Here is a 22850-nt window from a genome sequence, read left to right on the forward strand (position 1 = left end):
TGCAAACTCCACCATAACGATGAACCCGGTGGCCACCAGCGACGCCGCATTCCGGGGTGGGGCATGCCCCACCCCGGAATACACCATCGCCTACACCGGAAATTACACCACGAGCGCGGACGCTAACCGCGATCCTGATCCCATGCACATCGACCCGGATTATGCCCGCGAGCACAGTCCGTTCGGCCAGACTATCCTGTTCGGTTTCCAGACCCTGTCGATGCTGAGCAACCTGTGCTCGCCGGTGCGCTACCGCCATGGCGGCGGCGTGATCGGCTATGATCTGAATTATGGCCTCAATCGCGTCCGTTTCATCTCGCCGGTGCCGGTCAACGCCCGGTTTCGCAACCGCATGTCGCTGAAAAGCGTCGAGCGCCGCGAGGATGGCAGCTATCTCATCACCTCCGAAAACGTCATCGAGATCGAGGGGCAGGAGCGTCCGGCGTTGATCGCTGAGTGGATCGGCCTGGTGTCGCGGGAAGACGCGCAATGAACCTGATCGGCGGCCGTGCTCTGGTGGACACCATCGAGCGCCTTCCCGATGCGGTGGCGGCCCATGCCCGCGCGGTGCCCGCGCGTGAAGCGCTGGTGTTCGGCGACGCGCGGCTGAGCTATGCCGACCTCGACCGCACGGTCGACCGCTATGCCTGTGCGCTGCTCGCCGCCGGCCTGCAGGCCGGCGACCGGGTGGCGATGATCGTGACACCGCGGCCGGAATTCCTGCTGATGCTGCTGGGCGCCATGCGCGCCGGCGTGGTGTGGGTGGGGGTCAACCCGAAATACAAGCGCGAGGAGATGCGCCACGTGCTGGGCGATTGCCAGCCCCGGCTGCTGGTCTCCATCGTGCAGGATCCAGCCGGCCGCCGCTACGACGCGGATCTGGTCCAGCTCGCCGCCGATGTGGATTCCATCGCCACGGTGGTGACCATCGACGGCGCGGTGCCGGGCTGCGGCATGACGCTGGCGGCGTTCCTGGCCGCTGGCGATGCCAGCGCGGCGAGCCTTGCCGACCAGCTCAACCAGGGCCGGCGGCGCGACCCGGTGAGCATCGTCTATACCTCCGGCTCCACCGGCAAGCCCAAGGGCGCGGTGCTGTCGCACGACAGCTTTTTCCATTCCTACAAGGCGCTGTCGGAATCATTCATCGGCCATGAGCATCTGCGCGCCGGACACCGGGTGATCTGCAACCTGCCGACCAATCATGTCGGCTGCCAGTCGGACCTGTGCGGCAACAGCCTCATTGATGGTGGCACGATCGTGTTCATGGAAACCTTCGACCCGGCTGGTATTCTCGACATGGTGGAGCGGGAGCGCATCACCATGCTGGGCGGCTTGCCGCTGATGCATCAGGCGGTGTTCGACCAGCCGGACCTTGAGGCGCATGATCTCTCCAGCGTGCAGGTCGTTGCCTGGGGTGGCGCGCCGATGCCGGCGGCGCTGCTGAAACGGCTGTACGCGCGCGGCTATTTCTTCGCCCTGCATTACGGCCTGACCGAGGGCGGCTCCATCAACAGCGTCAGCCCGCCGGACGCCGACTTCACCACGCTGACGGAGACCATCGGCCGGCCCGACCACGACAACGAATATCGCGTGGTCGACGCCGACGGCAAGGTGGTGGCCGATCACGGTATCGGTGAGGTGCAGATCCGTGGCCCCGGCGTCACGCTGGGCTATTTCAACAATCCCGAGGCGACTGCCGCGGCGTTCACCGCCGACGGCTGGTTCCGCACCGGTGACCAGGTGATGTGCCTGCCGGGCGGATACTGGCGTTTTGTCGGTCGTATCGTCGAGATGTTCAAGTCGGGGGGCTACAACGTCTATCCGCGCGAGGTCGAGCTGGCGCTGGAGGCGCATCCCGATGTCGCCGCCGTCGCTGTGATCGGTGTTCCTGACCCGCGCTACGATGAGGTTGGCTGGGCCTTTGTCCTGCCCCGCGTCGGCGCGCGGCTGGAGGAAGAGCAATTGCGGCAGTACGCCAGCGCGCATCTGGCCAACTACAAGGTGCCCAAGCGGTTCCTGATCCGCGCCGAGCTGCCGTTGCTGCCGGTCGGCAAGGTCGACAAGCCGGCGCTGCGTCAGGAAGCCAGACGACTGAGTGGTGCCGCGTGACGCCTGCTGGCGAAAGCGCGGGCGCGTCGCCGGCCGGCGCCTTGCCGCTGCGGACCATGATCGGCTTCGGTATCGGTTCGCTGGGCACCGGCGTGTTCTCCACCGTGCCCAGCATCCTGCTGCTCTACTTCATGACCAGCGTGCTGGCGGTGCCGGCGGGGCTGGCGGCGCTCACGGTGTTTCTGCCGAAATTCTGGGATGTGTTGATCGACCCGGGCATCGGCATGGTGTCGGACCGTACCCGCAGTCGCTGGGGCCGGCGGCGGCCGTACATGCTGGCTGGCGCCATCGGCATGGCGATCCTGTTCGTCCTGCTGTTCTCGGTGCCGGATCTCGACAGCGTGTTCGCGCGCTTCCTCTATGTCACCGTCGTCTACATGCTGTGCGCCACCGCTTACGCGGTGTTCTCGGTGCCCTATATCGCGATGCCGGCCGAGATTTCGCGCGATCCCAACGAGCGCACGACGCTGATGTCGTTTCGCATGGGGTTCGCCATGGTCGGCATCCTGCTGGGCGGGGCGGGCGCGCCGCTGCTGGTGGAACTGGCCGGCGGCGGTCGGCCGGGTTACGCGGTGATGGCGCTGGTGATCGGGGTCGCCTGCGGGGCGGCGATGCTGGTGCCGGTGGTGGCGACGCGGCGCCTGCGCACCAGTCCGCCGGTGACCTCAGAGCTGGGGTTCTTCGCCGGGTTGCGTCAGGCGGCGACCTGCCGGCCGTTCGTGCTGCTGATCGTGACCTATCTGATCCAGCTCTCCGGCCTTGGCTGCTTCTCCGGTGCTCTGCCCTATTACGCCGTGCACATCCGCCAGGGCAGCGGCGTGACCGTCACCTTGTTGTTTGTCGCCCTCAATCTGACGGCAATCGCGGCGATGCCGCTGTGGACCTTGGTGTCTCGCCGGATCGGCAAGGGGCGGGCCTACCTGCTGTCGAGCGTGATGATGGCCGGTGCCATGGCCGCCTTGTGGCTGTGCGACGGCGCGGCGAGCGAGGCGCGACTGTACGGCCAGATCGGCCTGATGGGGCTGGCCTTCGCCGGCCAGCAGCTGTTCCCCTTCGCGTTGCTGCCCGATGTGCTGGACGCCGATGCCCGCCAGTCCGGTGTGCCGCGTCAGGGCATGTTCACCGGCTTGTGGACTGCCGGCGAGAAGCTCGGCCTGGCGCTGGGCGGGCTGTTCACCGGTGGTATTCTGTCGGTCACCGGCTTCATTGCCTCCAGTGATGCCGCCGTTGTCCAGCCGGCCTCGGCGCTCGCGGGCGTGCAGGTGGCCTTCGCCGTGCTGCCGGCGGTGCTGGTGCTGGTCAGTCTGTGGCCGTTGCTGGTGTTTCATCGCCACGTCACGAACGGGGAGTCGTACTGATGCGTCTGTTCATATCAGCCGACATTGAGGGCGTGGCGGGGATTACGGCCCGGGAGCAGGCCGGGCCACAGGGGTTCGAATATGCCGCTGCCCGGCAACTTATGACCAACGAGGTGCTCGCGGTCGTGCGCGGTGCGCGGGCGGCTGGCGTACGTGAATGCGTCGTCTGCGACGCCCACGGCAACGGCCTGTCGATTCTCGCCGATCAGATGCCCGAGGATGTGCTGCTGGTGCGCTCGTGGCCCCGCCCGCTGCTGATGATGCAGGGCATCGAGCAGGGTGACTATGTCGGTGCCGTGCTGCTGGGTTATCACGCCGGTGCCGGCTGTATCGCCGGGACGATGGCCCACACCCTCTCCAGCCGTGGCATTCTGGGGCTGCGGCTGAACGGACAGGAAGCCGATGAGGCCTATGTCAGCGCCGCCACGGCGGCGGCGTTCGGCGTGCCACTGCTGATGATGTCGGGGGACGATGCCTTCATCGCGGCCAGCGCGCCGGTACTGCGTCCGCTGGAGACGGTTGTCACCAAGCGGACATGCGGCATGTTCTCGGCGATGTCGCCGGCGCCGCAGGTCGTGTGCGAGGCGCTGGAGGCGGCTGCGGCACGCGCCGTCACCCGGCAGGCGGATGCAAACCTACTGTCGCCGGGCGCGGACATCGCGGTCGAGTTGACGCTGGTGAGTCGACTGGCGGCGGAGCTGCTCGATTTCCTGCCTCTGTTCGAGCGTGTCGGCGCAAACGGCGTACGCTTCCGGGTCGCCGACATGCCGGCGCTCAACAGGATACTGTCCTTCTTGATGTTCTACAACGCCGTCTGACCCGAACCGGTGCCGTGCAGCCCGGGAATTCAGGGGCGGTGGACGGGCGAGGTCCCGGGGCTCTTGATCGCCCGGACGACAATGTTGGAGGTCAAACTCCGGACGCTCGGCAACTTGAGCAGTGTATCCATGGTCAGATCCGCCAGCGCCGCGATGTCGGGCAGCTGCACTCTCATCATGATGTCGTGACTGCCGGTGATGGCGACACACTCAACGATCCTGTCGTCCCTCGCCACACGGTCGAAGAACATCCGGGCGTCGGTTTCAACTCTCTGATCGAGATTGACCATGATGTAGGCGGTGATGCGCGCGCCGAGCATCGCGCCGTCAATGATAGCCGCGTATCCCGCGATGACGCCAGCGTCCTCTAGCGCCCTGGTGCGGCGCAGGCAGGTCGACGGCGACAGCCCGACCCGTTGGGCAAGCTCGGCGTTGCTCAGGCGGCCGTTGCGTTGCAGTTCGCGCAGGATGCGAAAATCGCTGGCGTCGAGGGAGGCGGCAGTATCGATCATATTATGAATTACTACGGCATGATATTGCACAATCAACCGGATTCATGACCAGAATGGCAGGAAATTCCGCGCCGAGCGAAGTAATGTCTTCCCTTCAGTCAGGCGGGTGCGCCGGGGGAGGGAGATTATGGCGGTGATGGTGGAGATGCACGACGATCCGGTGATCCGCGCGCTGGAGGCCGATCCCGAGGCTTTTCATGCGCGGCTGCGGCAAGAGGCGCCGGTGTTTCGCCTGGAGGCCTGGGGCTTGTGGCTGGTGACGCGCTACGAGGACGTCCAGGCCATCCTGCGCGACACCGACAATTTTACCACCGGCACGCCGGCGTCGCTGCTCTACGACACCTTCGGCGCGCACATGCTGACTACCGATGGCGTGGCCCAGGAGCGATTGAAAAGCCGGTTCCGTGGCGCCTTCGCACCGGCGGCCATCCGCGCGGCGATGCAGGAGACGGTGCGCCGGCTGTCGGAGGTACTGCTCGATGGCCTCACGGGGCCGGGGGTGGCGGGGCAGGGGGCGGCGGAGTGGCGCCGGCAGTTCGCCAGCCGGCTGCCGGTGCAATCCATCCTGAGTCTGTTCGGCTTGCCTTTGGAAGAGGAGCCTCGGCTGCGGCGTTGGTACGATGGTTTCGAGCGTGCGCTGGCCAATTTCGCGTGGCGGGAGGACGTCCGGCGACAGGCCCGCGAGGATGTGGCCGAATTCCATGCGCTCATCCAGCGGCACATTGATCGGGTGCGCGGGTTGCCGGACGGGAGCCTGTTCAGCCAGGCCGTGCATGATAATGCCGAGGATCGGTTGAGCGACGCCGAGATCCGGCAGAACGCCGCCATTATCTTTTTCGGCGGCATATCGACGGTAGAGGCGATCATTCTCAACTGTCTTTATGTTCTGGTGGGCCAGCCCCGGGTCCATGCCGCTGTGCGGGCGGACAGGTCGCGTCTGCCGGATCTGCTGGAAGAAACCTTGCGCTGGCTGTCGCCGGTGCAGTCGGCGACGCGCCATGTGGCGCGCGACGTGCGGGTCGCCGGGGTCACGCTCAAGGCCGGCGATACCGTCAACTGCATGCTGGGTGCGGCCAACCGGGATCCGGCGGTGTTCAGCGAGCCGGACACGTTCGATCTGGAACGCTCGAACGCCCGACGTCATCTTGCGTTCGCATCCGGCCCGCATTTCTGCCTGGGCTCCCATTTCGCGCGCCTGCAGGCCTTGACGGCGCTGGAGCAGATTCTCGATCGCTGTCCGGACCTGCGGCCGGTGGCCGGGCAGCCTCTTGTGATCTCGGGCGTCGAGTTCCGCCAGCCGCCGGCATTGCATCTGGCCTGGGGGGCGTCGTCGTGACTCCACGCCCGAGGGCGACACCCCAGAAAATCGTTGCCAAAAATTGATGTTGAATTCAAATTCTGTTTCAGAGTCGCTCCGTTGCCTGGCCCATTCTCGGGACAGGGGGGCGATTGCATGATTGCCGCTGGCGGCGCTGTTGCCATCGGCCGGGCGGGGAAAGGTCGGGAGAATATGGTGAAGAGTCAGCGAAATTGTTTCTGGCCGCTGGTGCTGGCTGTTGCGGTCACGTTTGCCTGGGTTGGCCTCGCCGAGGCCGGGCCGCGCGCCCGTGATCTCGGCGTGCCGTTCGAGGGTACGCCGGGCGCGCTCAACGCGATCACCGATGTCGCCGGAGTCGAGGTCGGGCATGCGACGGTGATTTCCGGAGATGGACCGCTTGTCATCGGCAAGGGGCCGGTACGCACCGGGGTGACGATCATCCACCCGCTTGGCAAGAGCGCGCTGGAGGGCGTGGCCGCCGGGCGCGCCGTCATCAACGGCACCGGCGAATGGACCGGCATGCATCTGGTGGATGAAGTGGGCCAGTTCTTCGGCCCCATCGCCCTGACCGGCTCGGGCAATGTCGGGCTTGTCCATCAGGGCCTGATGGACTGGGCCGTTGGCAGGATCCCTGAGGACGCTCTGGTGACGCGGGTGTTGCCTGTTGTCGCGGAAACCCTGGACAGCCGGCTCAACGACGTGTTCGGCCATGGCCTGACGCGCGACCATGTCTTCGCGGCGCTCGACGGCGCGATGGGCGGGCCGGTGGCCGAAGGCAATGTCGGTGGCGGCACCGGCATGATCGCCTATACCTTCAAGGGTGGCATCGGCACGGCATCGCGCGTCATCACACTGGGCGACAAGAAATACACCATCGGCGTGCTGCTGCAGGCCAATCATGGTGACCGGGCCGACCTGCGCATGGCCGGCGTGCCCGTGGGGCGCGCCATCGAGGGCGCCTGGCCGGAGGTCAATGGCGTGCCGGTGCTCGGCCCCAACGCCGGCAAGCGTGACGACAAGAATTCGCTGCTGATCGTCATTGCCACCGATGCGCCGCTGATGCCACACCAGTTGGAGCGTCTGGCCCGCCGCGCGGTGCTGGGTGTGGGGCGGGCCGGGAGCACCGCCAGCGCCTTGTCGGGCGAGTTCGCGCTGGCGTTCTCGACGACGCATGTCATGCCGCTGGACGGGCCGCCACGAATCAAGCAACCGATCAGCGACACCGACAGCACGACGATGAACGCGCTGTTCGCGGGTGTGGTTCAGGCGACCGAAGAGGCGCTGGCCAATCAGCTGGTAGCCTCGACGACCATGACCGGTGCCAATGGCGTCAAGGTCTATGGCCTGCCGCATGACCAGCTCAAGCGCATCATGAAAGCGCATTTCGGCCGCCGTTGATGCCGGGCTGCGCCGACGGCCGACTGCGAGGGGGCGCAACTTCGCCGGCGTCGACCCCGTCAAGCTGGTCGTGCTGGCGGTCGGCCAGCCGTTGATGATCAAGCGGTCGATCCTCGATGCCGGGAGCCAGCGCCTCGCTGGCTTCAGGGCCGAGGTCTATGCCGCGGCGCTGGGATGATCGCCGCACGGGCAGGTTTCCGGGTCGCCGACGCGTTCCTGAACGATTCGTCGCCCAACACTTCGTCGCATTGTCGCGGAGGGTCTGCGTTCAGGTCTGCGTACGTTTGATGATAGCATCCACCAGTCCGGCCGGCGCCTTGGCGCTGTCGGGACGGATGACGGCATCGAGCGCCGAGGCCTGCGCGAAGGCATCCTTCGCGTCGTCGGAGGTCTGCAGCAATGCCAACGCCGCCGTACGCACAGCGTCCGGCCAGCGGTCGGATTGTGCGCCGTAGGTGTCGAGAAGCTCTCTAAATTCCGCCAATGTCATGGACACAGATCTTCTTCTGCTTGCTGATTCTTTCCCTAAGCGTTTGCCGCCCCCGTTTTAGGAGCGACCGAACAGCCTGCTCCGTGCTGTTCATCGTAAGGGCAATCCGGTGAATCTTCAACTCGTCGAAATAGAAAAGCAGCAGGGCCTGGCGCTGCGATTCCGGCAGGTCGTTGATCAGGGCTTTGAGATTATCTGACAGCTCGGCCTCGCCGAACTGCACTTGTTCCACTTCCACATGCACGCCGACGTTGTCACTGTTGTCGATCATTGCCTCGATGATCTCGGCCGGCGTCGGCGGTTCCTTGCGCTTGCGGCGGAAGTCGATGGCCTTGTTGATCGTCACCCGGTGCAGCCAGGTGGTGAAGCGAGCTTCCCCCTGCTGCCACTTGCCCGGCTGCTTCCACACCGAGATGAACACCTCCTGCACCACGTCTTCCGCTTCCTGCGCGTCGGCGAGGATGTTCATCGATACATGCCAGAGCTTGTTGACGTAGCGTTCGGTCAACACCCGGAACGCGGCCTGGTCGCCCTGGCTGCTCAGCGAATAAAGCGTCTCGTCCGACAAGCTGTCCAACCGCGTTTTGCTGTGAGGAAAATTCTGCCCGTTCATCGCACTGACTGCTGCCTGTTGTTCTGATGCAAAGATCACAGGCAATCAGCGTGCCATGATTTGTTCATGTGCGACGAACAGTTGGCCGCACCGCGCCACCATCTCCAGTTGCGATGAGCCGTTCAATAAATGGACGCAACATGTCGAGCATGCTCTGAAATTGACCGGCCGGATCAGGATGGCGGAGGATTTTCATGCTCCTTGTCAACAGGAAGTCATAGAATCGGGCCAACACCCGCCCATCCGGGCCCGCTAGCTCGAACTTCAGATTCCCCTTTAACGCGAGGACGATGCGCATCACGCGCTGGGCATATAGGCACATTTTGTCCAGTGCCCCTTTTTCATAGGCAAACTTTGCCGCCACCAGCGCGTCATAGAGCCCGCGATGCAGCGCGAGCAGGATCTCGCGGCCACCGACCGTGGCATGCTGGGCCATGGCATAGGCGTTCGCGGCGCGCACGCCGAGTGCCGCCATCGAGCCGCGAAATTCAGTCTGATCAGTCATCATCGTCACTGCCTCCTCCGAGAATGGCGTCGATCTGCTGTTGCAGCAGCTTCGCCGCCTGCACTTCGATTTCCATGGTCGCGTACTTGTCGACCAGCTTGGTCCGATAGTCCTCCGCCCGCTCGCGGATGCGGTCGGCGCGATCGCTGAGATCCGCGTTGCGGTCGGTGATGTTGTCGATATGCTGCTGGATCAGGCCGCTGCTGGTATCGGCATATTCATTGAGCAGATTGACCAGTTTATTGGCAAAACCCTGAGTGATCGACACATCGATCGAGGTGCTGCTGTCGGTCACCAGCGCGAAGGTCAGGCCTTCGTAGATCGTCCCCTCGACACCGACGAGACGATTGCCTGACACGGTGAAGCAGCCGGACTCGCCGTTGACCAGCACATCCGTAATCGCGCCGTCGCCATCCACCGTGACATTCAGCGTGAACGACAGCGACGCCTGCATGTTGTCGTTGTTCATCAACACCAGGTTGCTGTCGGAGGCCTCGAACGTCGTCTCGAAGAACGACTGAACCGCCGACAGATTTGAAAGAATTGCCGAATCCAGCGTCGTTTCATCGTCCAGCGACAGGGTGTTGTCGTCGTTGAAGACAATACCGAGATCCGCCAGACCGCCGATGTCACCGCTGCCCGTCGCGTTGAGGATCGAATACAGCGTGGCGTTGAGATTGCGCAGCAACGCGTCGGCGAACAGCACCGCATCATCGGCGGCGCCATCTTCGTCCACCGCCTGCTGGGTGGTGATGAAGGTGCGCAGCTCGTTGTAGGCCTCGATGAAATCGGTGATGGTGGTCTTCACAGCCGAGCTGTCGACGCCGATTTCCAGCGTGATCGTCGTCCCGCTACTGGCGGCCAGCAACGATATGCTGATGCCGGGGATGATGTCGTCGAGTTCATTGTCCGACTGGGTGATCTCGACGCCATCGACCTTGACGATCGCCGATTGCGCCGCCTGGGACACGGTGGCGAAATCGCCGGCGCTATCGGTGATACCGATCGTCTGCATGATATCATCGCCACTGGCCACCCCGACCTCGATGTCGACCGCCGTGTCCTGGGCCGCCAGCACCAGCTGATACTGGTCGGTCGAGACCTTGATCAGAATGGCGCCGACGCCGGTGTTGGCGGACTCATCGTTGATGGCATCGGCGATATCGGACAGCGTCATATCGCTGGTGACGGCGATCTCGACGCTGTCGCCGCCGGACAATCCGATCGTGAAGCTGCCGGTCTGGGCCAGCGCTGTGGTGCCTGACTGGACGGAAGAGGCGACTTTCATCGCTTTGGCGATCTGCACCACCTCGACGTCGTAGGAGGCAATGATCGCGTCATTGTCGACACTGACGGCAAGATATCCGGTGCCATCGCTGCCGTCGGAGGCCGACATATAGCCCTCCTTGGCGTCGAAGGCGTTGTCGTTGCCCAGCGCGCTATAGTCCGGCGTCGCCAGGGCCTCGACCGCATCGGCGATGGCCTGAGCCATGGTCTGCACGCTCTCGTAAGCCGTGATCACCGCTTCATTCTCGGCGATCCGGACATCGATACTGTCGGCGCGCGCCGTCTTTTGGGAAACCGCGGCCTCGATCAGCGATCCCGTGTCGAGGCCGGAGGAAATGGACGAGATGTAGATGGACGAACTCGACGTCACCACCGCCCCGGATACCGAAGATGTCGACATGACCTGTATCCCGTGGAAGGCGGGAGGAGGATGCAAGATCCTCCTCCCCAGTCAGGCATGAAGGGCCGGCGAACGCCGCCCCTTCGGACAGACCCGCTTACCGCATCAGATCGAGAAGCTTCTGGGGCATCTCGTTGGCCTGGCTCAGCGCGGCGATGGCCGCGTTGGTCAGGGTCTGGGCGTTGGTGAAGTTGGTCTGTTCCGCCGCAAGGTCCGCGTCCATCAGCGTGGACTCCGCCGCCTCGAGGTTCTCCAGCGATGTCGCGATGACGTCGCCGCGATACTCGAAACGCGACAGCGTCGCACCAACGTTCGCCCGCGCCGATGACACCGTGGCGATGGCGGCATCAAGCGCATTCATCGCCGTGGTGGCATTGGTGGCGTCGGTCACGTCACCGCCCGAAATGCCCAATGCCGTGGTATCGACATCGGCCAGCTCAACCGTGATGACGTCGGTGCTCGACGTGCCGACCATGAAGTCGACACCCGTGCCCGTCGCGAAGTCGCTGGTGCCATCCAGCAGGGTGGTGCCGTTGAAAGTGGTCGACGTCGTGATGTCGTCGATTTCCTCCAGCAGCTGCTGGTACTCCGCATCGATGTATGCACGCTCGGTCGTCCCGACGGCACCCGAGAGCGCCTGGGCGGCGAGCGACTTCATGCGTTCGAGAATATCCGAGATATTCGCGAGCGCACCATCGGCGGTCTGCAACACGGCCTCTCCGTGTTGCGCGTTGACGGACGCTTGCTCAAGCACGGCGACATCCGCCGACAGGCCGGTGCCGATGGCAAGGCCAGCGGCATCGTCCGAGGCGGTCTGGATACGCGAGCCGCTGGACAGTTTGGCCAGCGACGTGCTCTGCGCTTCGGAATTGGCATTCAGATAGCGCAGTGCCGTGTTTGCAGCGGTATTGGTCGAGATAACAGGCATCTTCTAACTCCAGTTTCTCCGGTTTCACGCCGGGGCCCGCGAATTCTTCGACCCCGGGAAGACGCTTCGCCGATTTTGGGCATCACGCTTCACTCGCTTCAACGGACGGTCACCGGACAATGGGGCGCACTTTTTTGATCCGGCGCTGAAAAAGTTTTTCGCCGCCGCCTACGCATTTTTTGCGCCCCATTCCCGCGACCGGTCCCGTTGAAGGGTCAGCAGGCCGGTGCGACCCACCACGGCGCACCGTCCAGACGACACCCAGTCGATGCCCGGCCCTCCCGGCATCGTCGACGCGAGGAAGACAGACATGACGGACATTTCTTCGATCGTCAGCACCACCACGTCGACCACCGCGTCGACGTCGTCGAGCACGACATCCGATGCCACCAACCAGTTCCTGACGCTGCTGATGACGCAGCTGACCAACCAGAATCCGCTGGATCCGCTGGATACCAACGAGTTCACCAGCCAGCTCGTCAGCTACTCGTCGCTGGAACAGCAGATCAGCATGAGCAGCCAGCTGGAAAACATCAGCGCGATGCTCTCGACCTATTCGAACTTCTCCGCCCTGTCCTATCTGGGCAGCACGGTGGAGCTCGACAGCAGCATCGCACCGGTCCAGGACGGCACGGCGAACTGGGTCTACGACCTCGACTCCAACGCCACCTCGGCCACGGTCTCCGTCACCAACGACGACGGCGACGTCGTCTATGTCGACAGCGTTGACGCCAGCGCCGGCCGCCACAACCTGTCGCTGTCACTCGGCCAGCTCAACGGCGTCGCCGAGGGCGACACGCTGACGCTGAGCGTCACCGCCACCGATGGCGACGTCAACAGCATCGGCAGCAGCATCACCTCGCTGGCGGTTGCCGAGGCGCTGGACACCTCTAGCGGCAGCGCCGTGTTCCAGGCCGGCGACCTCACCTTCAGCGACGCCAACATCGTGAAATTCTACAGCAGCGCCGCCGCGGCTGCGTGACGTCATAAAGTCAGGAGACACCCCATGAGCCTTACGTCTGCGCTTACGTCGGCCGTGTCCGGCCTCACCGCCCAGAGCCTGGCGCTGTCGGCGATTTCCGAGAATATCGCCAACGCCAGCACCACCGCCTACAAGACCAAGGATGTGTCGTTCCAGTCCCTGGTCACCGGCGCCGGCAGCGGCGGCAATTCGGTGAGCGGCGTGTCGGGCTCCACCAGCCAGTCGGTGAGCGTGCAGGGTCTGGTGGAAGCCACCGACGTCTCCACCAACATCGCCATCCAGGGCAGCGGCTATTTCGTCGTCGCCGACGACACCGACGCGAAGGCCTCGGATTACAAATACACCCGCAACGGCAGCTTCTCGACCGATGCCGATGGCTATCTGGTCAACGAGGAAGGCTATTATCTGCTGGGCTTCGCGACCGACGCCGAAGGCAACATCACCACCAGCAACACCAGCGATCTGTCCGGCCTGCAGCCGATCAGCGTCGAGTCCATCAGCGGCACCGCCAAGGCGACCACCGAGGTCTCGATGGTGGCCAACCTGCCGGCCGACGCTGCCGCCGGCGATACCTTCACGACGTCCATCGAGATCCTCGACTCCGTCGGTGTCAGCCACACCATCGAGCAGACCTGGACCAAGGACAGCGCCAACAGCTGGACGCTGACGCTGAGCAACCCCTATTCCGGCGACGACGCCAGCACCTCCAGCGGCACCATCAGTCCGTCGACCGTCACCGTGACCTTCGATCAAAACGGCCTGCTGGCCTCGACCAACCCGTCGCCGATCGACCTCACCATCACCGGTCTGTCGTCGGGCGCCGGCGATACCAGGTTCACGCTGGATCTTGGCACCGCCGGCAGTGCCGACGGCCTGACCCAGTTCGCCTCCACCGTCGACACCCCGGCCATCGAAGTGACCGAGATCGAACAGGACGGCGCGCGCTATGGCCAGCTCACCAGCGTCTCCATCGACGACGATGGCCTGGTAACCGCCAATTTCGACAACGGCCTCAGCATGGCGATCTATCAGATTCCGGTCGCCACCTTCTCCAACCCCGCCGGCCTGACCCTGGTCGAGGGCACCGTCTACGACGAGAGCCTGGCGGCGGGCTCGCTCAACATCTCGCTGCCTGGACAGGGCGGTGCCGGCAGCCTGGAGGCCAGCGCGCTGGAAGCCTCGACCACCGACACGGCGGTGGAGTTCAACAAGATGATCGTCGCGCAGCAGGCCTATTCGGCGGCGGCCCAGCTGATCAGCACCGTCGACGACATGTTTGAATCATTGATCCAGGCGGTCCGCTGATGTCCCGCGCGCTCAACCGGACGCTGGCGGCGGCGGCACGCTCGCGCAAGCAGGACTTCGCCCTGCCGCTGGTGCGCTCGACCGACGAGGCCGCCGCACTGGCCCGCGAGATCGTCGTGCAGGTGCGCCACCTGCCCGACGACCAGCGCCTGCTGCTGCTCACCAGCATTCACGAGCTCTGCCAGATGCTCGAACGCCGGCTGGATGTGCTGGAGCGCGACATGGCGGAAACCCGCCAGCAGCTGCTGCGCATCGAGCACGGCGTGCGCGCCAGCAACGGCTACGCCAACAGCGTCGGCCTCAGTGGCCCGGCGCGCGGCATCCGGCGATAGCGGCACAGGGAGGTCCGCGCCATGTCCCTCACCTCATCCCTGCTGACGGCTAGCAGCGGCCTGCTGAACACGCAGTACCAGATCGCCATTACCAACACGAACGTCTCCAACGCGGGCGAGACGGGCTACACCAAGAAGACCTACTCGGCGACCAGCGTCAGTTCCGCCACCGGCTCGACCTTTACCGCCGGCCAGGTCGAGCGCACGGTCAACACCTATCTCTCGAAGACCGTTGTCGCCAAGAACGCCGAGCTCGGCGCGGCCCGGACCATCAACGATTACCTGGCCAGCTACGACACGATGGTCGGCCAGGTCGATGGCGGCACCGATCTGTCCAGCATGATCGACACGCTGCAGGCGTCGATCAGCGCCCTGTCGGCGTCGGCCGACAGCGAGAGCGCCAAATCGCAGGTGCTGGCCGACCTGGAAGGCCTGACCACGCAGATCAGCGCGCTGTCGGCCCAGGTGCAGAGCCTGCGCACCGAGGCGGAAGGCGACATCGCCGACACCGTGGCCGCCATCAACGACGGCCTGTCGCTGATCGCCTCGCTCAACGACCAGATCGTCTCGCTGGCCAGCAACGGCGCCGACGTCACCGGCCTGGAAGACCAGCGCGACGCCGCCCTGGTCGAACTGTCGTCGCTGATCGGCATTTCCTACTACACCACCAGCGACAACCAGGTGCAGGTCTACACCCAGTCGGGCAGCCTGCTGCTGGGCGTCGATGGCGCCGTGACGCTCGACTACACCGCCGCCGGCCGGCTCGACGCCGCGGTGAGCTACCCCGACACCCTGTCGGGCATCACGCTCAACGGCCGCGACATCACCGGCACGCTGACCAGCGGCGAGCTGGGCGCGCTGCTGTCGCTGCGCGACGACTTCCTGGTCGGCGAGCAGGAGAAGCTCGACGCCCTGGCCGGCGCGCTCATCGCGCAGATCAACGACGCCGCCAACGCCAGCAGCACCTACCCGCCGCCCAACAGCCTGACCAGCGCCGGAACGGTGGCCGCCAGCGACAGTTTCAGCGCCACCGGCAGCATCCGCATCGCCATCACCGGCACCGACGGCACGCTGGTCTCGACCCAGGATCTCGACCTCGGCGGCATCACCACCATCGCCGACCTGGTGACGGCGCTCAACGGCATCAGCGGTGTCAGCGCCAGCGTGTCGAGCGACGGCAAGCTGGTGGTGGCCGCCAGCAGCGCCAGTCAGGGCATCGTCATTGCCGGCATCGACGAGAGCGTTGGCGCCGAGGGTGACGGCTTTTCGAGCTACTTCGGCTTCAACGACATCCTCACCGGCACCGACGCCCGCAGCATCGGCCTGGTGTCGGCGATGTCGGACGACCCCAGCCTGCTGCCCACCGCCACGCTGGCCGACACGCTGACGGTCGGCGCCAAGGCGCTCACCGCCGCCGACAACAGCGGCGTCATGCGGCTCGCCGAGGCGCTGACCGGCGACATCAGCTTCGAGGCCGCCGGCGGCTTTTCGGCCCGCACGGCGAGCCTGGCCGACTATGCCGCGTCCATCGTCTCGGCCGCGGCGACAATGATCAGCACCGCCGAGACGACGCTGGAGACCGCCCAGGACAGCTACGACTATGTCTCCAATCTGCTCACCAACCAGACAGCGGTGAACATCGACGAGGAAATCGCCAGGCTGACGCTGTTCCAGAACCAGTATGAGGCAACGGCCCAGCTGATCTCCATCACCCAGGAGCTGTTCGACACGCTCATCAACATGGTGAAATGAGGAGGCCGGACCGATGATCGGGCGCATCGCCAGTTTTTCCCATACCAGCTACCTGCTGACGCTGAGCATGGGCACGCAGACGCGGCTGGCCCAGGCGCAGGAGCAGCAGGCCTCCGGCCTGATCTCGCAAAGCTATGCCGGCATCGCCCGCGACACGGCGGCCCTGCTCGACCTCAACGGCAAGGTCAGCGCCGCCCAGGCCGACGCGCAGACCGCCGAAACCACCGCCGGCACCATGGAAATCATGTACTCGACGCTGAACAACATCGTCGATCTGGCCTCCGAAATCCAAAGCCAGCTGGCGGCCGCCCTCGACAGCACCACCACCAATATCGCCAACTCGGCCGAGCAATGGCTGACCGACCTCGCCAGCATGCTCAACACCACCTACGCCGGCAGATATCTGTTCGCCGGCACCGCCACCGACGCCATGCCGGTGGACATCAGCGCCTACGACCCCGCCAGCGCCACCACCGCCGACACCAGCTATTACCAGGGCGCCGAGGCCAGCCTGCGCTATACCGGCAGCGACGGCTACACGGTGAGCTATGGCGCCACCGCCGACGACGCGGCGTTCGAGCAGATCTTCCGCGCGCTGTCGATGGTCATCGACGCGCCGGACGACGCCTCGGTGCGTCAGGCCGCCTACGACCTGATGGACAGCGCCATCGACCGGCTGGGTCAGCTGCAGCAGACGCTCTCGACCAAGACCTCGGCGCTCAACACCTACATGGGCCAGCGCAGCGCCATCGCCGAGGATCTGGCGACGCTCGCCTCGGACCTCAAGGATACCGATCTCGCCGCCGCCACCGTGATGGTGACGCAGTACCAGACCCAGCTGGAAGCCAGCTATTCCAGCATCTCCAAGCTGCTGAGCACCAACCTGCTGGATTATCTGCGCTGAGGGCAAAATTGCCGGCTCGGTCGCGGCGCTGCGCGCCTCCGCGGCCGCATGCGACTTTCAGCGATCCCGGCCGGGCCGGCCTTGATAAAGGTGCGGACGCAAATAATAGTTTGCAATGCAAGCCAATGGACGCATGATCAGCTCCCGCCTGGTGGTCGGATCTCATTGATATTGTAGTATCGGCCACTCAGGCCGACCGGGCGATCCAGTCGGAGATCTTCGCCTCCAGGACCGCCATCGGCAGGATGCCGGTGTCCAGTACCTTGGCATGATAGTCCCGAATGTCGAAGCGTGATCCAAGGCTCGCCTTGGCCTCTGCACGCAGTCGCTTGAAGGTGAGTTCACCGACTTTGTAGGCGCAGGCCTGGCCGGGGCAGGCGATGTAGCGATCGATCTCGACGGCGACATCGCGTGGTGCCATCGAGGTGTTGGCCAGCATATAGTCAATCGCCTGCTGCCGGGTCCATTGCCGGGCGTGGATGCCGGTATCGACCACCATGCGCACTGCCCGCAGCATTTCCATGTCGAGATGGCCGAACCACTGCCAGGGATCGGTGAACAGCCCGAGATCGCGGCCCAGCGACTCTGCATACAGGCCCCAGCCTTCGGTGTAGGCCGTGCCGGTGCCGAAGCGCAGCAGGTCGGGCAGCGCGGCATTTTCCCGCGCCAGGGTCAGCTGGAAGTGGTGGCCGGGAATGCCCTCGTGCAACGTCAGCGTCTCCAGGGTGGGGATCGGCCGCGTGTTCAGCATTGCCATATTGAAGTACAGCGTGCCGGGCGTCTGGCCATCGGGCGGGCCGGGGCGATAATAGCCGGTGCCGCGCTGCTCGCCGAGAGCCGGCAGCGGCGCGACCCGGAACGGGGCACGCGGGCGGCGACGGAACAGGGCGGGGATACCCGGCCAGATGCGCGCCTCGATCGCCGTGAAGCGAGCCAGAAGTTCTTCGGGCGTCTTGCAGTAGAACTGCGGGTCGGTGCGCACGAAATCGAACAGCGCCTTGAGGTCGCCGCTGAATTTCAGCGTTAGGGATCGGGCCCGAGGGCGACATACTTCCAGGGGTCAGGTGGGTTCACCCGGCGTGGCCGGCCGGTCGGGCGGGCCGAACAGGGTCGCCAGCAGCGCGCGCGGCGAGCGGCTGCGGCGGGCGTCGCGCAGCAGGCGGCTCCACTCGCCAAAGGCGATCGCCAGCGGGTTGTCGCGGCGCGGCCGATGGGCGAGGCCATAGCGCAGCGGCTCGTCGGGGCGCTCGCGGGCCAGCGTGCCGAACAGCCGGTCGAACACGATCAGCGTGCCGCCATAGTTGCAGTCGAGATAGGCCGTGTTGCTGGCGTGGTGTAGCCGGTGGTGGGCCGGGGTGTTCAGCACCCACTCCAGCGGCCCCAGCCGGCCGACCGCCTCGGTGTGCAGGAAGAACTGGTAGCGCAGGTTGAGCGCCAGCAGCGCGAACACCAGCAGGGGGTCGAAGCCCATGAGCACCAGTGGCAGATAGACGATCCAGCCGGCGGAAATCAGGCTGGTCCAGCCCAGCCGGAACGAGGCCAGCAGCGTCAGCTCGTGGGGGGAGTGGTGCACGCTGTGGGTGGCCCACAGCCAGCGGACGCGGTGGCTGGCGCGATGGAACCAGTAATAGGCGAATTCGACCGCCAGAAAGCCTGTGATCCAGGTCCACAGGCTGTCGAGCGGCCACACCACCGGCGCCCATTGCCAGGTGGCCTCGAACACAAGGCCGAGCACCACGGCGTTGAGCAGCGCAAAGGGAATGCCGCCAGCCATCAGCCCCAGCGTGGCGAGCGCCGCCCGGCCATCATAGCCGCGCCGCTGGTGCAGCCGCCAGGCGACTTCCACCAGCACCAGCAACGCCATGAGGGCCAGCCAGACGGGCGAACGCTCCATGGTCAAACTCTCCCGCCTCGGGGTTGCGGTTCACGACACGGCGCCCGGGACTCGACATTCAGGGCTCGGCGTTCCCGGGGCCGGGCGTTCAGGAGGCCCGACGGTGGGCCCCGTCGCTCTTGGCAGCCTTGAAGGCATCCAGCTCGGCCTTGGTGACATTGCCGTCCTGGTTGGTGTCGGCCAGTTCGAACAGCGGGATCGGTGCCACCTGATATTCGCCGCGCGTCACCTTGCCATCACCGTTGGTATCGGCGCGGGCGATCACTGTTTCGAACTGCTCGGCCATCTGCGGCCGGAAGGAGGCCAGCCGTGCGAAATCGGCGTTGGAGATGACGCCGTCGTTGTTGCGGTCCATGCGGCTGAAATTGGCGTTGCGGGCAGTGATGAACTCGCTGCGGGTGATGATGCCATCCTTGTTGCTGTCGGCCTTGTCGAACACGGCCATACCCTGGGCACCGAACGAGCCGCCGCCAAAGGCCTGGGCCAGCGCCGGTGGGGCAACCGACAGGGCCAGCACCGCGACCAGCAGCCGGGTAACGGCGGGTGGGCGCCGGAGAGAAGAAGAGCTGAGGTGCATGGTATTCGTCCTTGAGGGGTGTGGGGCTGGGGACTGCGCCTCGCAGATAATAAAGGCGTGCCGCGCCCGATCTTTGGGGCCAATGCGACGCGGCACGCCAGTGGTAGGCACAGGTTGCCAGGGTCAGACCGATCTGCCGCGCACCCCGACCGGGGCCGGAGGTGTGCGGGGCGGATCGATGCCGGTTACTGCGGGTCCTTGGTGACGGTCACGGTGCCGCCGACCGTCTTGCTCTGGCCCTCGGGACCGGTCACCGTGGTCGAGAAGGCCGCCGAGCCGTCGCCATTGTTGGTGACGCTGGTGGCGCGGCTAGCGCTCTGGCCGTTGTTGGTCGTCGTGGTCTTGGTGCCGGTGTAGCTGCCGTCGCCCCAGCTGGCGGCGCGGGTGGTCTCGACGCCGGTGCCGCTGTTGGTCTGGGTGCCGCGGGTCACGCTGGCGCTGCCCTGCTCGCGGGAGACAGCACGTGAGCGGGTGAAGCCGGCGCCGTTGGCGCCCTCGACGCTGACGGCGCGGCTACGGTCACGGGCCTCGGCGGCGGTGGCCGCGACGCTGGCGCTCACGGTCGCCAGGGCGGCAATCAGCAGAAACGTCTTGTTGTACATGGTCATTCCTTTCCAGTGGGGAGTGTTTCCAGTCCAGGCCGGCGGGGGGCGCCGTCTGAAAGCCACACTGGCGAGGCGCGGTAAGTCGTTGACGACACGACGGTGACACAGCGTTACAAAATGTAACGGCGGCGCGCCGGCGGTTTTCAAGGCGCCGCCGGCGAGGCATGAACGATGGTCATGAGCACGAGCTTCATTGCAGTCGTCGAGGACGACAAAGAGATTCGCGGCCTGGTGACCGCACTGCTGACCCGTGAGGGCTTCGAGACGGCCGGGTGCCGCACGGCGGAGGAGTTCGACCGCCTGCTGGAGCGTCGGCGCATCGATCTGGCGGTACTCGATGTCATGCTGCCCGGCGAGGACGGGCTGTCGCTGTGCCGGCGGCTGCGGTCGCGCGGCGATGTGCCGGTGTTGATGGTCACGGCCAAGGGCGACGACATCGACCGCATCGTCGGTCTGGAAATCGGCGCCGACGACTATCTAGCCAAGCCGTTCAATCCGCGCGAACTGGTGGCCCGGGTGCGGGCGATTCTGCGGCGGACCCGTGAGAGTAACCGTGTGCAGGCGATGGCACCCAGCGAACGCTATCATTTTGCTGGCTGGTCGCTGGATGCCGGCGGCCGGCTGCTGCTGACACCGGACGAGCAGGAAGTGACCCTGACCGGCGGCGAATTCGATCTGCTGATGGCCTTTGTCACCCATGCCCAACGCGTGCTCAACCGCGACCAGCTGCTGGACTGGACGCGCGGCCGTAGCGCGACGCCGTTCGACCGCTCGATCGACGTGCAACTCAGCCGGCTGCGGCGCAAGCTCGCCGAGCACCCCACCGGCGGCGCGCTGATCAAGACCGTGCGCGGCGGCGGCTATGTGTTCGCGGCCGCGGTGGAACGGGGCTGACCATGCCGGTGAGCACCAACCTGTCGCTGCGGATCAGCGCCATTCTGCTGGGTGGCTTCGTGCTGTTCCAGATTCTGCTGGTGGTGCTGCTGACGCTGCCGTCGCGTGGTGATGCCGAGCGGCCCTATAATCTGCCGCGCCCCGAGCAGGTGCGGGCGATGGCGGCGGTGTTCGACCTGACGCCGCGCGTCGAGCGCCCCGCACTGGTAGGCACCTTCAACGGTTCACTCTACAGCGTCGGGCTGGTGGATGTCGTGCCGGCTGTCACCGAGTCCAGCGCCTCGCTGGAGCAGCTGCGGCAGGTCTATGCCGGCGCGCTGGCCGGCCGGGTGGTGCGCGCGGCGGGGCGGCGGCCGCTGCTGTCGCGGCTGATCGGCGAAGGGCCGCGCCCGGCGCGCTTTTTTGCGCCTGTCAGGCTGGCGGTGGCCTTGCGCGACGGCCAGTGGCTGACCATCGACAGCACGCCTTCGGCGGCCGTGCGCGGCTATCTGCGCCAGCGCTCGACCATGGGCGCCATTGGCGGGCTGATCGTGCTCGGTGCGCTGGGGCTGGCGGTGCGCCAGACCACCCGGCCGCTGATCCGGTTGTCCGATGGCGTGCGCCATTTCTCGCAAGGGCTGGACGCGCCCGATGTGCCGGTCGAAGGGCCGCAGGAAATCCGGGCGCTGGCACACGCCTTCAACGACATGAAGGCGCGCATCGGCGGCCTGATGGCCGAACGCACCCGGATGCTGGCGGCGATCGCCCACGACATGCGTACCTACCTGACCCGGCTGCGGCTGCGGGCGGAGTTCATCGCCGACTCCGCCCAGCGCGAGGCGGCGGTGCGCGATCTCGACGAGATGACCAGTCTGCTGGCCGACACCATGCTGCTGGCCCGCGAGGATGCCGAGGCCGCCAGTGATGCCGTGCCGCTGGACGCGGTGGAGCAGGTGCGCGCTATCGTCGACATCCGCACCGAGATGGGCGACGCGGTTGTCTTCGAGGCGCCCGCCACGCCGGCACGTCTGCTCTGCACGCCCATCGCGCTGCGGCGGATGCTGGCCAATCTGATCGACAACGGCCTGCGCCACGGCAGCCAGGTGACGGTACGGGTGCTGATTGAACCGGCGACGGTGCAGCTGGTGGTCACCGACAACGGCCCCGGCGTGCCCGCCAAGGCGCTGGCGCGGCTGGGCGAGCCGTTTCACCGGCTCGACCCCTCGCGCGACCGCGAAAGCGGTGGCGCCGGGCTCGGGCTGGCCATCGTGCGCGCGCTGGCCCAGCGCTATCGCGGCGAGGTGACATTCGACAACCGCCCCGAGGGCGGCTTTCGCGCCACCCTGCGCTTTCCGCGCCTGCCGGAGGCCTGAGCCGCGCTACCGTCGTTCAGGCCTCCCCCAATGCCGCCGGCGGCGCGCCGAAGCCCTCGGCGAAGGGCGACAGCAGTTCAAGATGCAGGTTGAGCCGGTGAAACCGCCAGGCGTCGCCCGCCCGGACCACAGTTGCCGTATACCAGCCGCCGATCCAGTAGCTGCGGCGACCGTCGGCGCGTTCAGGCGTCTTGGCCACTTCCCACAGGTAATAGAAACACTCGGCGCTGTCGCCGTCGTCAGCGAGCGTGATGGTGGGCGAGACCAGGTAGTGGATAGTCCACTGAAAGCCGACACTGGTGTTGGCGTGCATGGTCGCGGCAATGGCCTCGCCGCCTTCGTAACGTCCATAGGCGCCCAGATCGAACACCGCGTCGTCGGTGAACAACGGGCGCAGCAGCGTCGGATCGCAGATGGCGTCGGCGGCGCGGGCAAAGGCGGTGATGAGGTCGCGGATCGCGTCCTTATCCTCCAGCCGTTGCAGCCGCTGTTCGGGGGTGAGTCCGCTCATGGCCGC

General features: G+C 65.8%; 24 protein-coding genes. 13 read left to right on the plus strand and 11 right to left on the minus strand.

Annotated features, from left to right (window positions below):
• The 4 genes from ABU113_RS15105 to ABU113_RS15120 form a co-directional block, all read left to right on the plus strand.
• The coding region (locus tag ABU113_RS15105) for a MaoC/PaaZ C-terminal domain-containing protein (protein ID WP_454560331.1) at positions 1-493 on the plus strand (493 nt) is incomplete at its 5' end.
• Complete coding sequence (locus ABU113_RS15110; protein ID WP_454560332.1) at positions 490-2109, plus strand: class I adenylate-forming enzyme family protein; 1620 nt, start codon at positions 490-492, stop codon at positions 2107-2109. The genes ABU113_RS15105 and ABU113_RS15110, both read left to right, overlap by 4 nt.
• Complete coding sequence (locus ABU113_RS15115; protein ID WP_454560333.1) at positions 2106-3467, plus strand: MFS transporter; 1362 nt, start codon at positions 2106-2108, stop codon at positions 3465-3467. Before ABU113_RS15110 ends, ABU113_RS15115 begins: the two co-directional genes overlap by 4 nt.
• On the plus strand, positions 3467-4285 hold the full coding sequence (locus ABU113_RS15120; RefSeq protein ID WP_454560334.1) for a M55 family metallopeptidase: 819 nt from the start codon (positions 3467-3469) through the stop codon (positions 4283-4285). The genes ABU113_RS15115 and ABU113_RS15120 overlap by 1 nt, the downstream gene beginning before the upstream one ends.
• A 29-nt stretch (positions 4286-4314) precedes the next feature.
• Here ABU113_RS15120 and ABU113_RS15125 read toward each other — a convergent pair whose 3' ends face one another.
• A complete protein-coding gene (locus tag ABU113_RS15125; RefSeq protein WP_454560335.1) occupies positions 4315-4797 on the minus strand; it encodes an Lrp/AsnC family transcriptional regulator in 483 nt (160 codons plus the stop codon).
• A 127-nt stretch (positions 4798-4924) separates the two neighbouring features.
• Here ABU113_RS15125 and ABU113_RS15130 point away from each other — a divergent pair, with 127 nt between their 5' ends.
• Together ABU113_RS15130 and ABU113_RS15135 are read left to right on the plus strand one after the other, a co-directional pair.
• Positions 4925-6133, plus strand: a complete 1209-nt coding sequence (locus ABU113_RS15130) for a cytochrome P450 (protein ID WP_454560336.1) — start codon at positions 4925-4927, stop codon at positions 6131-6133.
• A gap of 174 nt (positions 6134-6307) precedes the next feature.
• Positions 6308-7513: a DmpA family aminopeptidase gene (locus ABU113_RS15135; protein ID WP_454560337.1), complete on the plus strand. Its 1206-nt coding sequence runs from the start codon at positions 6308-6310 to the stop codon at positions 7511-7513.
• Positions 7514-7781: 268 nt separating this feature from the next.
• Here the strand turns inward: ABU113_RS15135 and ABU113_RS15140 are convergent, their stop codons facing one another.
• The 5 genes from ABU113_RS15140 to ABU113_RS15160 all read right to left on the minus strand — a co-directional run bounded on the left by ABU113_RS15140 (position 7782) and on the right by ABU113_RS15160 (position 11736).
• Positions 7782-8003 carry a hypothetical protein gene (locus tag ABU113_RS15140; protein WP_454560338.1) on the minus strand — a complete coding sequence of 74 codons (222 nt, stop codon included), beginning with the start codon at positions 8001-8003 and terminating at the stop codon, positions 7782-7784.
• The gene (locus ABU113_RS15145; protein ID WP_454560339.1) at positions 7984-8655 is read right to left on the minus strand and encodes a sigma-70 family RNA polymerase sigma factor; all 672 of its coding nucleotides are present in this window, start codon (positions 8653-8655) and stop codon (positions 7984-7986) included. Before ABU113_RS15145 ends, ABU113_RS15140 begins: the two co-directional genes overlap by 20 nt.
• Positions 8656-8680: 25 nt before the next feature.
• Positions 8681-9124 carry a flagellar protein FliS gene (locus ABU113_RS15150; protein ID WP_454560340.1) on the minus strand — a complete coding sequence of 148 codons (444 nt, stop codon included), beginning with the start codon at positions 9122-9124 and terminating at the stop codon, positions 8681-8683.
• Entirely contained in the window at positions 9114-10808 is a 1695-nt protein-coding gene (gene fliD / locus ABU113_RS15155; RefSeq protein WP_454560341.1) for a flagellar filament capping protein FliD, read from the minus strand. The genes ABU113_RS15150 and fliD overlap by 11 nt, the downstream gene beginning before the upstream one ends.
• A gap of 97 nt (positions 10809-10905) precedes the next feature.
• Positions 10906-11736 carry a flagellin gene (locus tag ABU113_RS15160; protein ID WP_454560342.1) on the minus strand — a complete coding sequence of 277 codons (831 nt, stop codon included), beginning with the start codon at positions 11734-11736 and terminating at the stop codon, positions 10906-10908.
• Between the two features lie 310 nt (positions 11737-12046).
• Here ABU113_RS15160 and ABU113_RS15165 point away from each other — a divergent pair, with 310 nt between their 5' ends.
• Genes ABU113_RS15165 through ABU113_RS15185 form a run of 5 tightly spaced genes read left to right on the plus strand, consistent with a single transcriptional unit; the run spans position 12047 to position 17011 of the window.
• On the plus strand, positions 12047-12718 hold the full coding sequence (locus ABU113_RS15165) for a flagellar hook assembly protein FlgD (protein ID WP_454560343.1): 672 nt from the start codon (positions 12047-12049) through the stop codon (positions 12716-12718).
• Between the two features lie 24 nt (positions 12719-12742).
• On the plus strand, positions 12743-14023 hold the full coding sequence (gene flgE, locus ABU113_RS15170) for a flagellar hook protein FlgE (protein ID WP_454560344.1): 1281 nt from the start codon (positions 12743-12745) through the stop codon (positions 14021-14023).
• Positions 14023-14355, plus strand: a complete 333-nt coding sequence (locus ABU113_RS15175) for a hypothetical protein (RefSeq protein WP_454560345.1) — start codon at positions 14023-14025, stop codon at positions 14353-14355. Before flgE ends, ABU113_RS15175 begins: the two co-directional genes overlap by 1 nt.
• 21 nt (positions 14356-14376) lie before the next feature.
• Positions 14377-16107 (plus strand): flagellar hook-associated protein FlgK, encoded by a 1731-nt coding sequence (gene flgK / locus ABU113_RS15180; protein WP_454560346.1) that lies wholly within the window; start codon positions 14377-14379, stop codon positions 16105-16107.
• Between the two features lie 13 nt (positions 16108-16120).
• Positions 16121-17011 (plus strand): flagellin, encoded by an 891-nt coding sequence (locus ABU113_RS15185; RefSeq protein WP_454560347.1) that lies wholly within the window; start codon positions 16121-16123, stop codon positions 17009-17011.
• A gap of 187 nt (positions 17012-17198) precedes the next feature.
• Here ABU113_RS15185 and ABU113_RS15190 read toward each other — a convergent pair whose 3' ends face one another.
• The 4 genes from ABU113_RS15190 to ABU113_RS15205 all read right to left on the minus strand — a co-directional run bounded on the left by ABU113_RS15190 (position 17199) and on the right by ABU113_RS15205 (position 20084).
• Positions 17199-18068: a DUF885 domain-containing protein gene (locus ABU113_RS15190; RefSeq protein WP_454560373.1), complete on the minus strand. Its 870-nt coding sequence runs from the start codon at positions 18066-18068 to the stop codon at positions 17199-17201.
• A 3-nt stretch (positions 18069-18071) separates the two neighbouring features.
• A complete protein-coding gene (locus ABU113_RS15195; protein WP_454560348.1) occupies positions 18072-18905 on the minus strand; it encodes a sterol desaturase family protein in 834 nt (277 codons plus the stop codon).
• An 88-nt stretch (positions 18906-18993) separates the two neighbouring features.
• Positions 18994-19482 (minus strand): EF-hand domain-containing protein, encoded by a 489-nt coding sequence (locus tag ABU113_RS15200; RefSeq protein WP_454560349.1) that lies wholly within the window; start codon positions 19480-19482, stop codon positions 18994-18996.
• 185 nt (positions 19483-19667) lie between these two features.
• Positions 19668-20084 carry a hypothetical protein gene (locus tag ABU113_RS15205; RefSeq protein WP_454560350.1) on the minus strand — a complete coding sequence of 139 codons (417 nt, stop codon included), beginning with the start codon at positions 20082-20084 and terminating at the stop codon, positions 19668-19670.
• 180 nt (positions 20085-20264) lie between these two features.
• Here ABU113_RS15205 and ABU113_RS15210 point away from each other — a divergent pair, with 180 nt between their 5' ends.
• On the plus strand, positions 20265-20981 hold the full coding sequence (locus tag ABU113_RS15210; RefSeq protein WP_454560351.1) for a response regulator: 717 nt from the start codon (positions 20265-20267) through the stop codon (positions 20979-20981).
• Between the two features lie 2 nt (positions 20982-20983).
• Complete coding sequence (locus tag ABU113_RS15215) at positions 20984-22333, plus strand: ATP-binding protein (protein ID WP_454560352.1); 1350 nt, start codon at positions 20984-20986, stop codon at positions 22331-22333.
• Between the two features lie 16 nt (positions 22334-22349).
• Here the strand turns inward: ABU113_RS15215 and ABU113_RS15220 are convergent, their stop codons facing one another.
• Positions 22350-22844 (minus strand): nuclear transport factor 2 family protein, encoded by a 495-nt coding sequence (locus tag ABU113_RS15220; protein ID WP_454560353.1) that lies wholly within the window; start codon positions 22842-22844, stop codon positions 22350-22352.
• Positions 22845-22850: the final 6 nt, after the last annotated feature.

The organism is Parapedomonas caeni (assembly GCF_041060555.1).
Taxonomy (GTDB): domain Bacteria; phylum Pseudomonadota; class Alphaproteobacteria; order Sphingomonadales; family Sphingomonadaceae; genus CAUJIW01.

What these genes read in the sequence shown, in the direction of transcription:
- ABU113_RS15150 (WP_454560340.1), bottom strand. Translation starts at nt 9,124, where the DNA reads ATGATGACTGATCAGACTGAATTTCGCGGCTCGATGGCGGCACTCGGC.
- flgE (WP_454560344.1), top strand. Translation starts at nt 12,743, where the DNA reads ATGAGCCTTACGTCTGCGCTTACGTCGGCCGTGTCCGGCCTCACCGCC.
- ABU113_RS15125 (WP_454560335.1), bottom strand. Translation starts at nt 4,797, where the DNA reads ATGATCGATACTGCCGCCTCCCTCGACGCCAGCGATTTTCGCATCCTG.
- ABU113_RS15205 (WP_454560350.1), bottom strand. Translation starts at nt 20,084, where the DNA reads ATGTACAACAAGACGTTTCTGCTGATTGCCGCCCTGGCGACCGTGAGC.
- ABU113_RS15140 (WP_454560338.1), bottom strand. Translation starts at nt 8,003, where the DNA reads ATGACATTGGCGGAATTTAGAGAGCTTCTCGACACCTACGGCGCACAA.
- ABU113_RS15120 (WP_454560334.1), top strand. Translation starts at nt 3,467, where the DNA reads ATGCGTCTGTTCATATCAGCCGACATTGAGGGCGTGGCGGGGATTACG.
- ABU113_RS15160 (WP_454560342.1), bottom strand. Translation starts at nt 11,736, where the DNA reads ATGCCTGTTATCTCGACCAATACCGCTGCAAACACGGCACTGCGCTAT.
- fliD (WP_454560341.1), bottom strand. Translation starts at nt 10,808, where the DNA reads ATGTCGACATCTTCGGTATCCGGGGCGGTGGTGACGTCGAGTTCGTCC.
- ABU113_RS15130 (WP_454560336.1), top strand. Translation starts at nt 4,925, where the DNA reads ATGGCGGTGATGGTGGAGATGCACGACGATCCGGTGATCCGCGCGCTG.
- ABU113_RS15110 (WP_454560332.1), top strand. Translation starts at nt 490, where the DNA reads ATGAACCTGATCGGCGGCCGTGCTCTGGTGGACACCATCGAGCGCCTT.
- ABU113_RS15195 (WP_454560348.1), bottom strand. Translation starts at nt 18,905, where the DNA reads ATGGAGCGTTCGCCCGTCTGGCTGGCCCTCATGGCGTTGCTGGTGCTG.
- ABU113_RS15135 (WP_454560337.1), top strand. Translation starts at nt 6,308, where the DNA reads ATGGTGAAGAGTCAGCGAAATTGTTTCTGGCCGCTGGTGCTGGCTGTT.
- ABU113_RS15185 (WP_454560347.1), top strand. Translation starts at nt 16,121, where the DNA reads ATGATCGGGCGCATCGCCAGTTTTTCCCATACCAGCTACCTGCTGACG.
- ABU113_RS15210 (WP_454560351.1), top strand. Translation starts at nt 20,265, where the DNA reads ATGAGCACGAGCTTCATTGCAGTCGTCGAGGACGACAAAGAGATTCGC.
- ABU113_RS15200 (WP_454560349.1), bottom strand. Translation starts at nt 19,482, where the DNA reads ATGCACCTCAGCTCTTCTTCTCTCCGGCGCCCACCCGCCGTTACCCGG.
- flgK (WP_454560346.1), top strand. Translation starts at nt 14,377, where the DNA reads ATGTCCCTCACCTCATCCCTGCTGACGGCTAGCAGCGGCCTGCTGAAC.
- ABU113_RS15215 (WP_454560352.1), top strand. Translation starts at nt 20,984, where the DNA reads ATGCCGGTGAGCACCAACCTGTCGCTGCGGATCAGCGCCATTCTGCTG.
- ABU113_RS15175 (WP_454560345.1), top strand. Translation starts at nt 14,023, where the DNA reads ATGTCCCGCGCGCTCAACCGGACGCTGGCGGCGGCGGCACGCTCGCGC.
- ABU113_RS15165 (WP_454560343.1), top strand. Translation starts at nt 12,047, where the DNA reads ATGACGGACATTTCTTCGATCGTCAGCACCACCACGTCGACCACCGCG.
- ABU113_RS15220 (WP_454560353.1), bottom strand. Translation starts at nt 22,844, where the DNA reads ATGAGCGGACTCACCCCCGAACAGCGGCTGCAACGGCTGGAGGATAAG.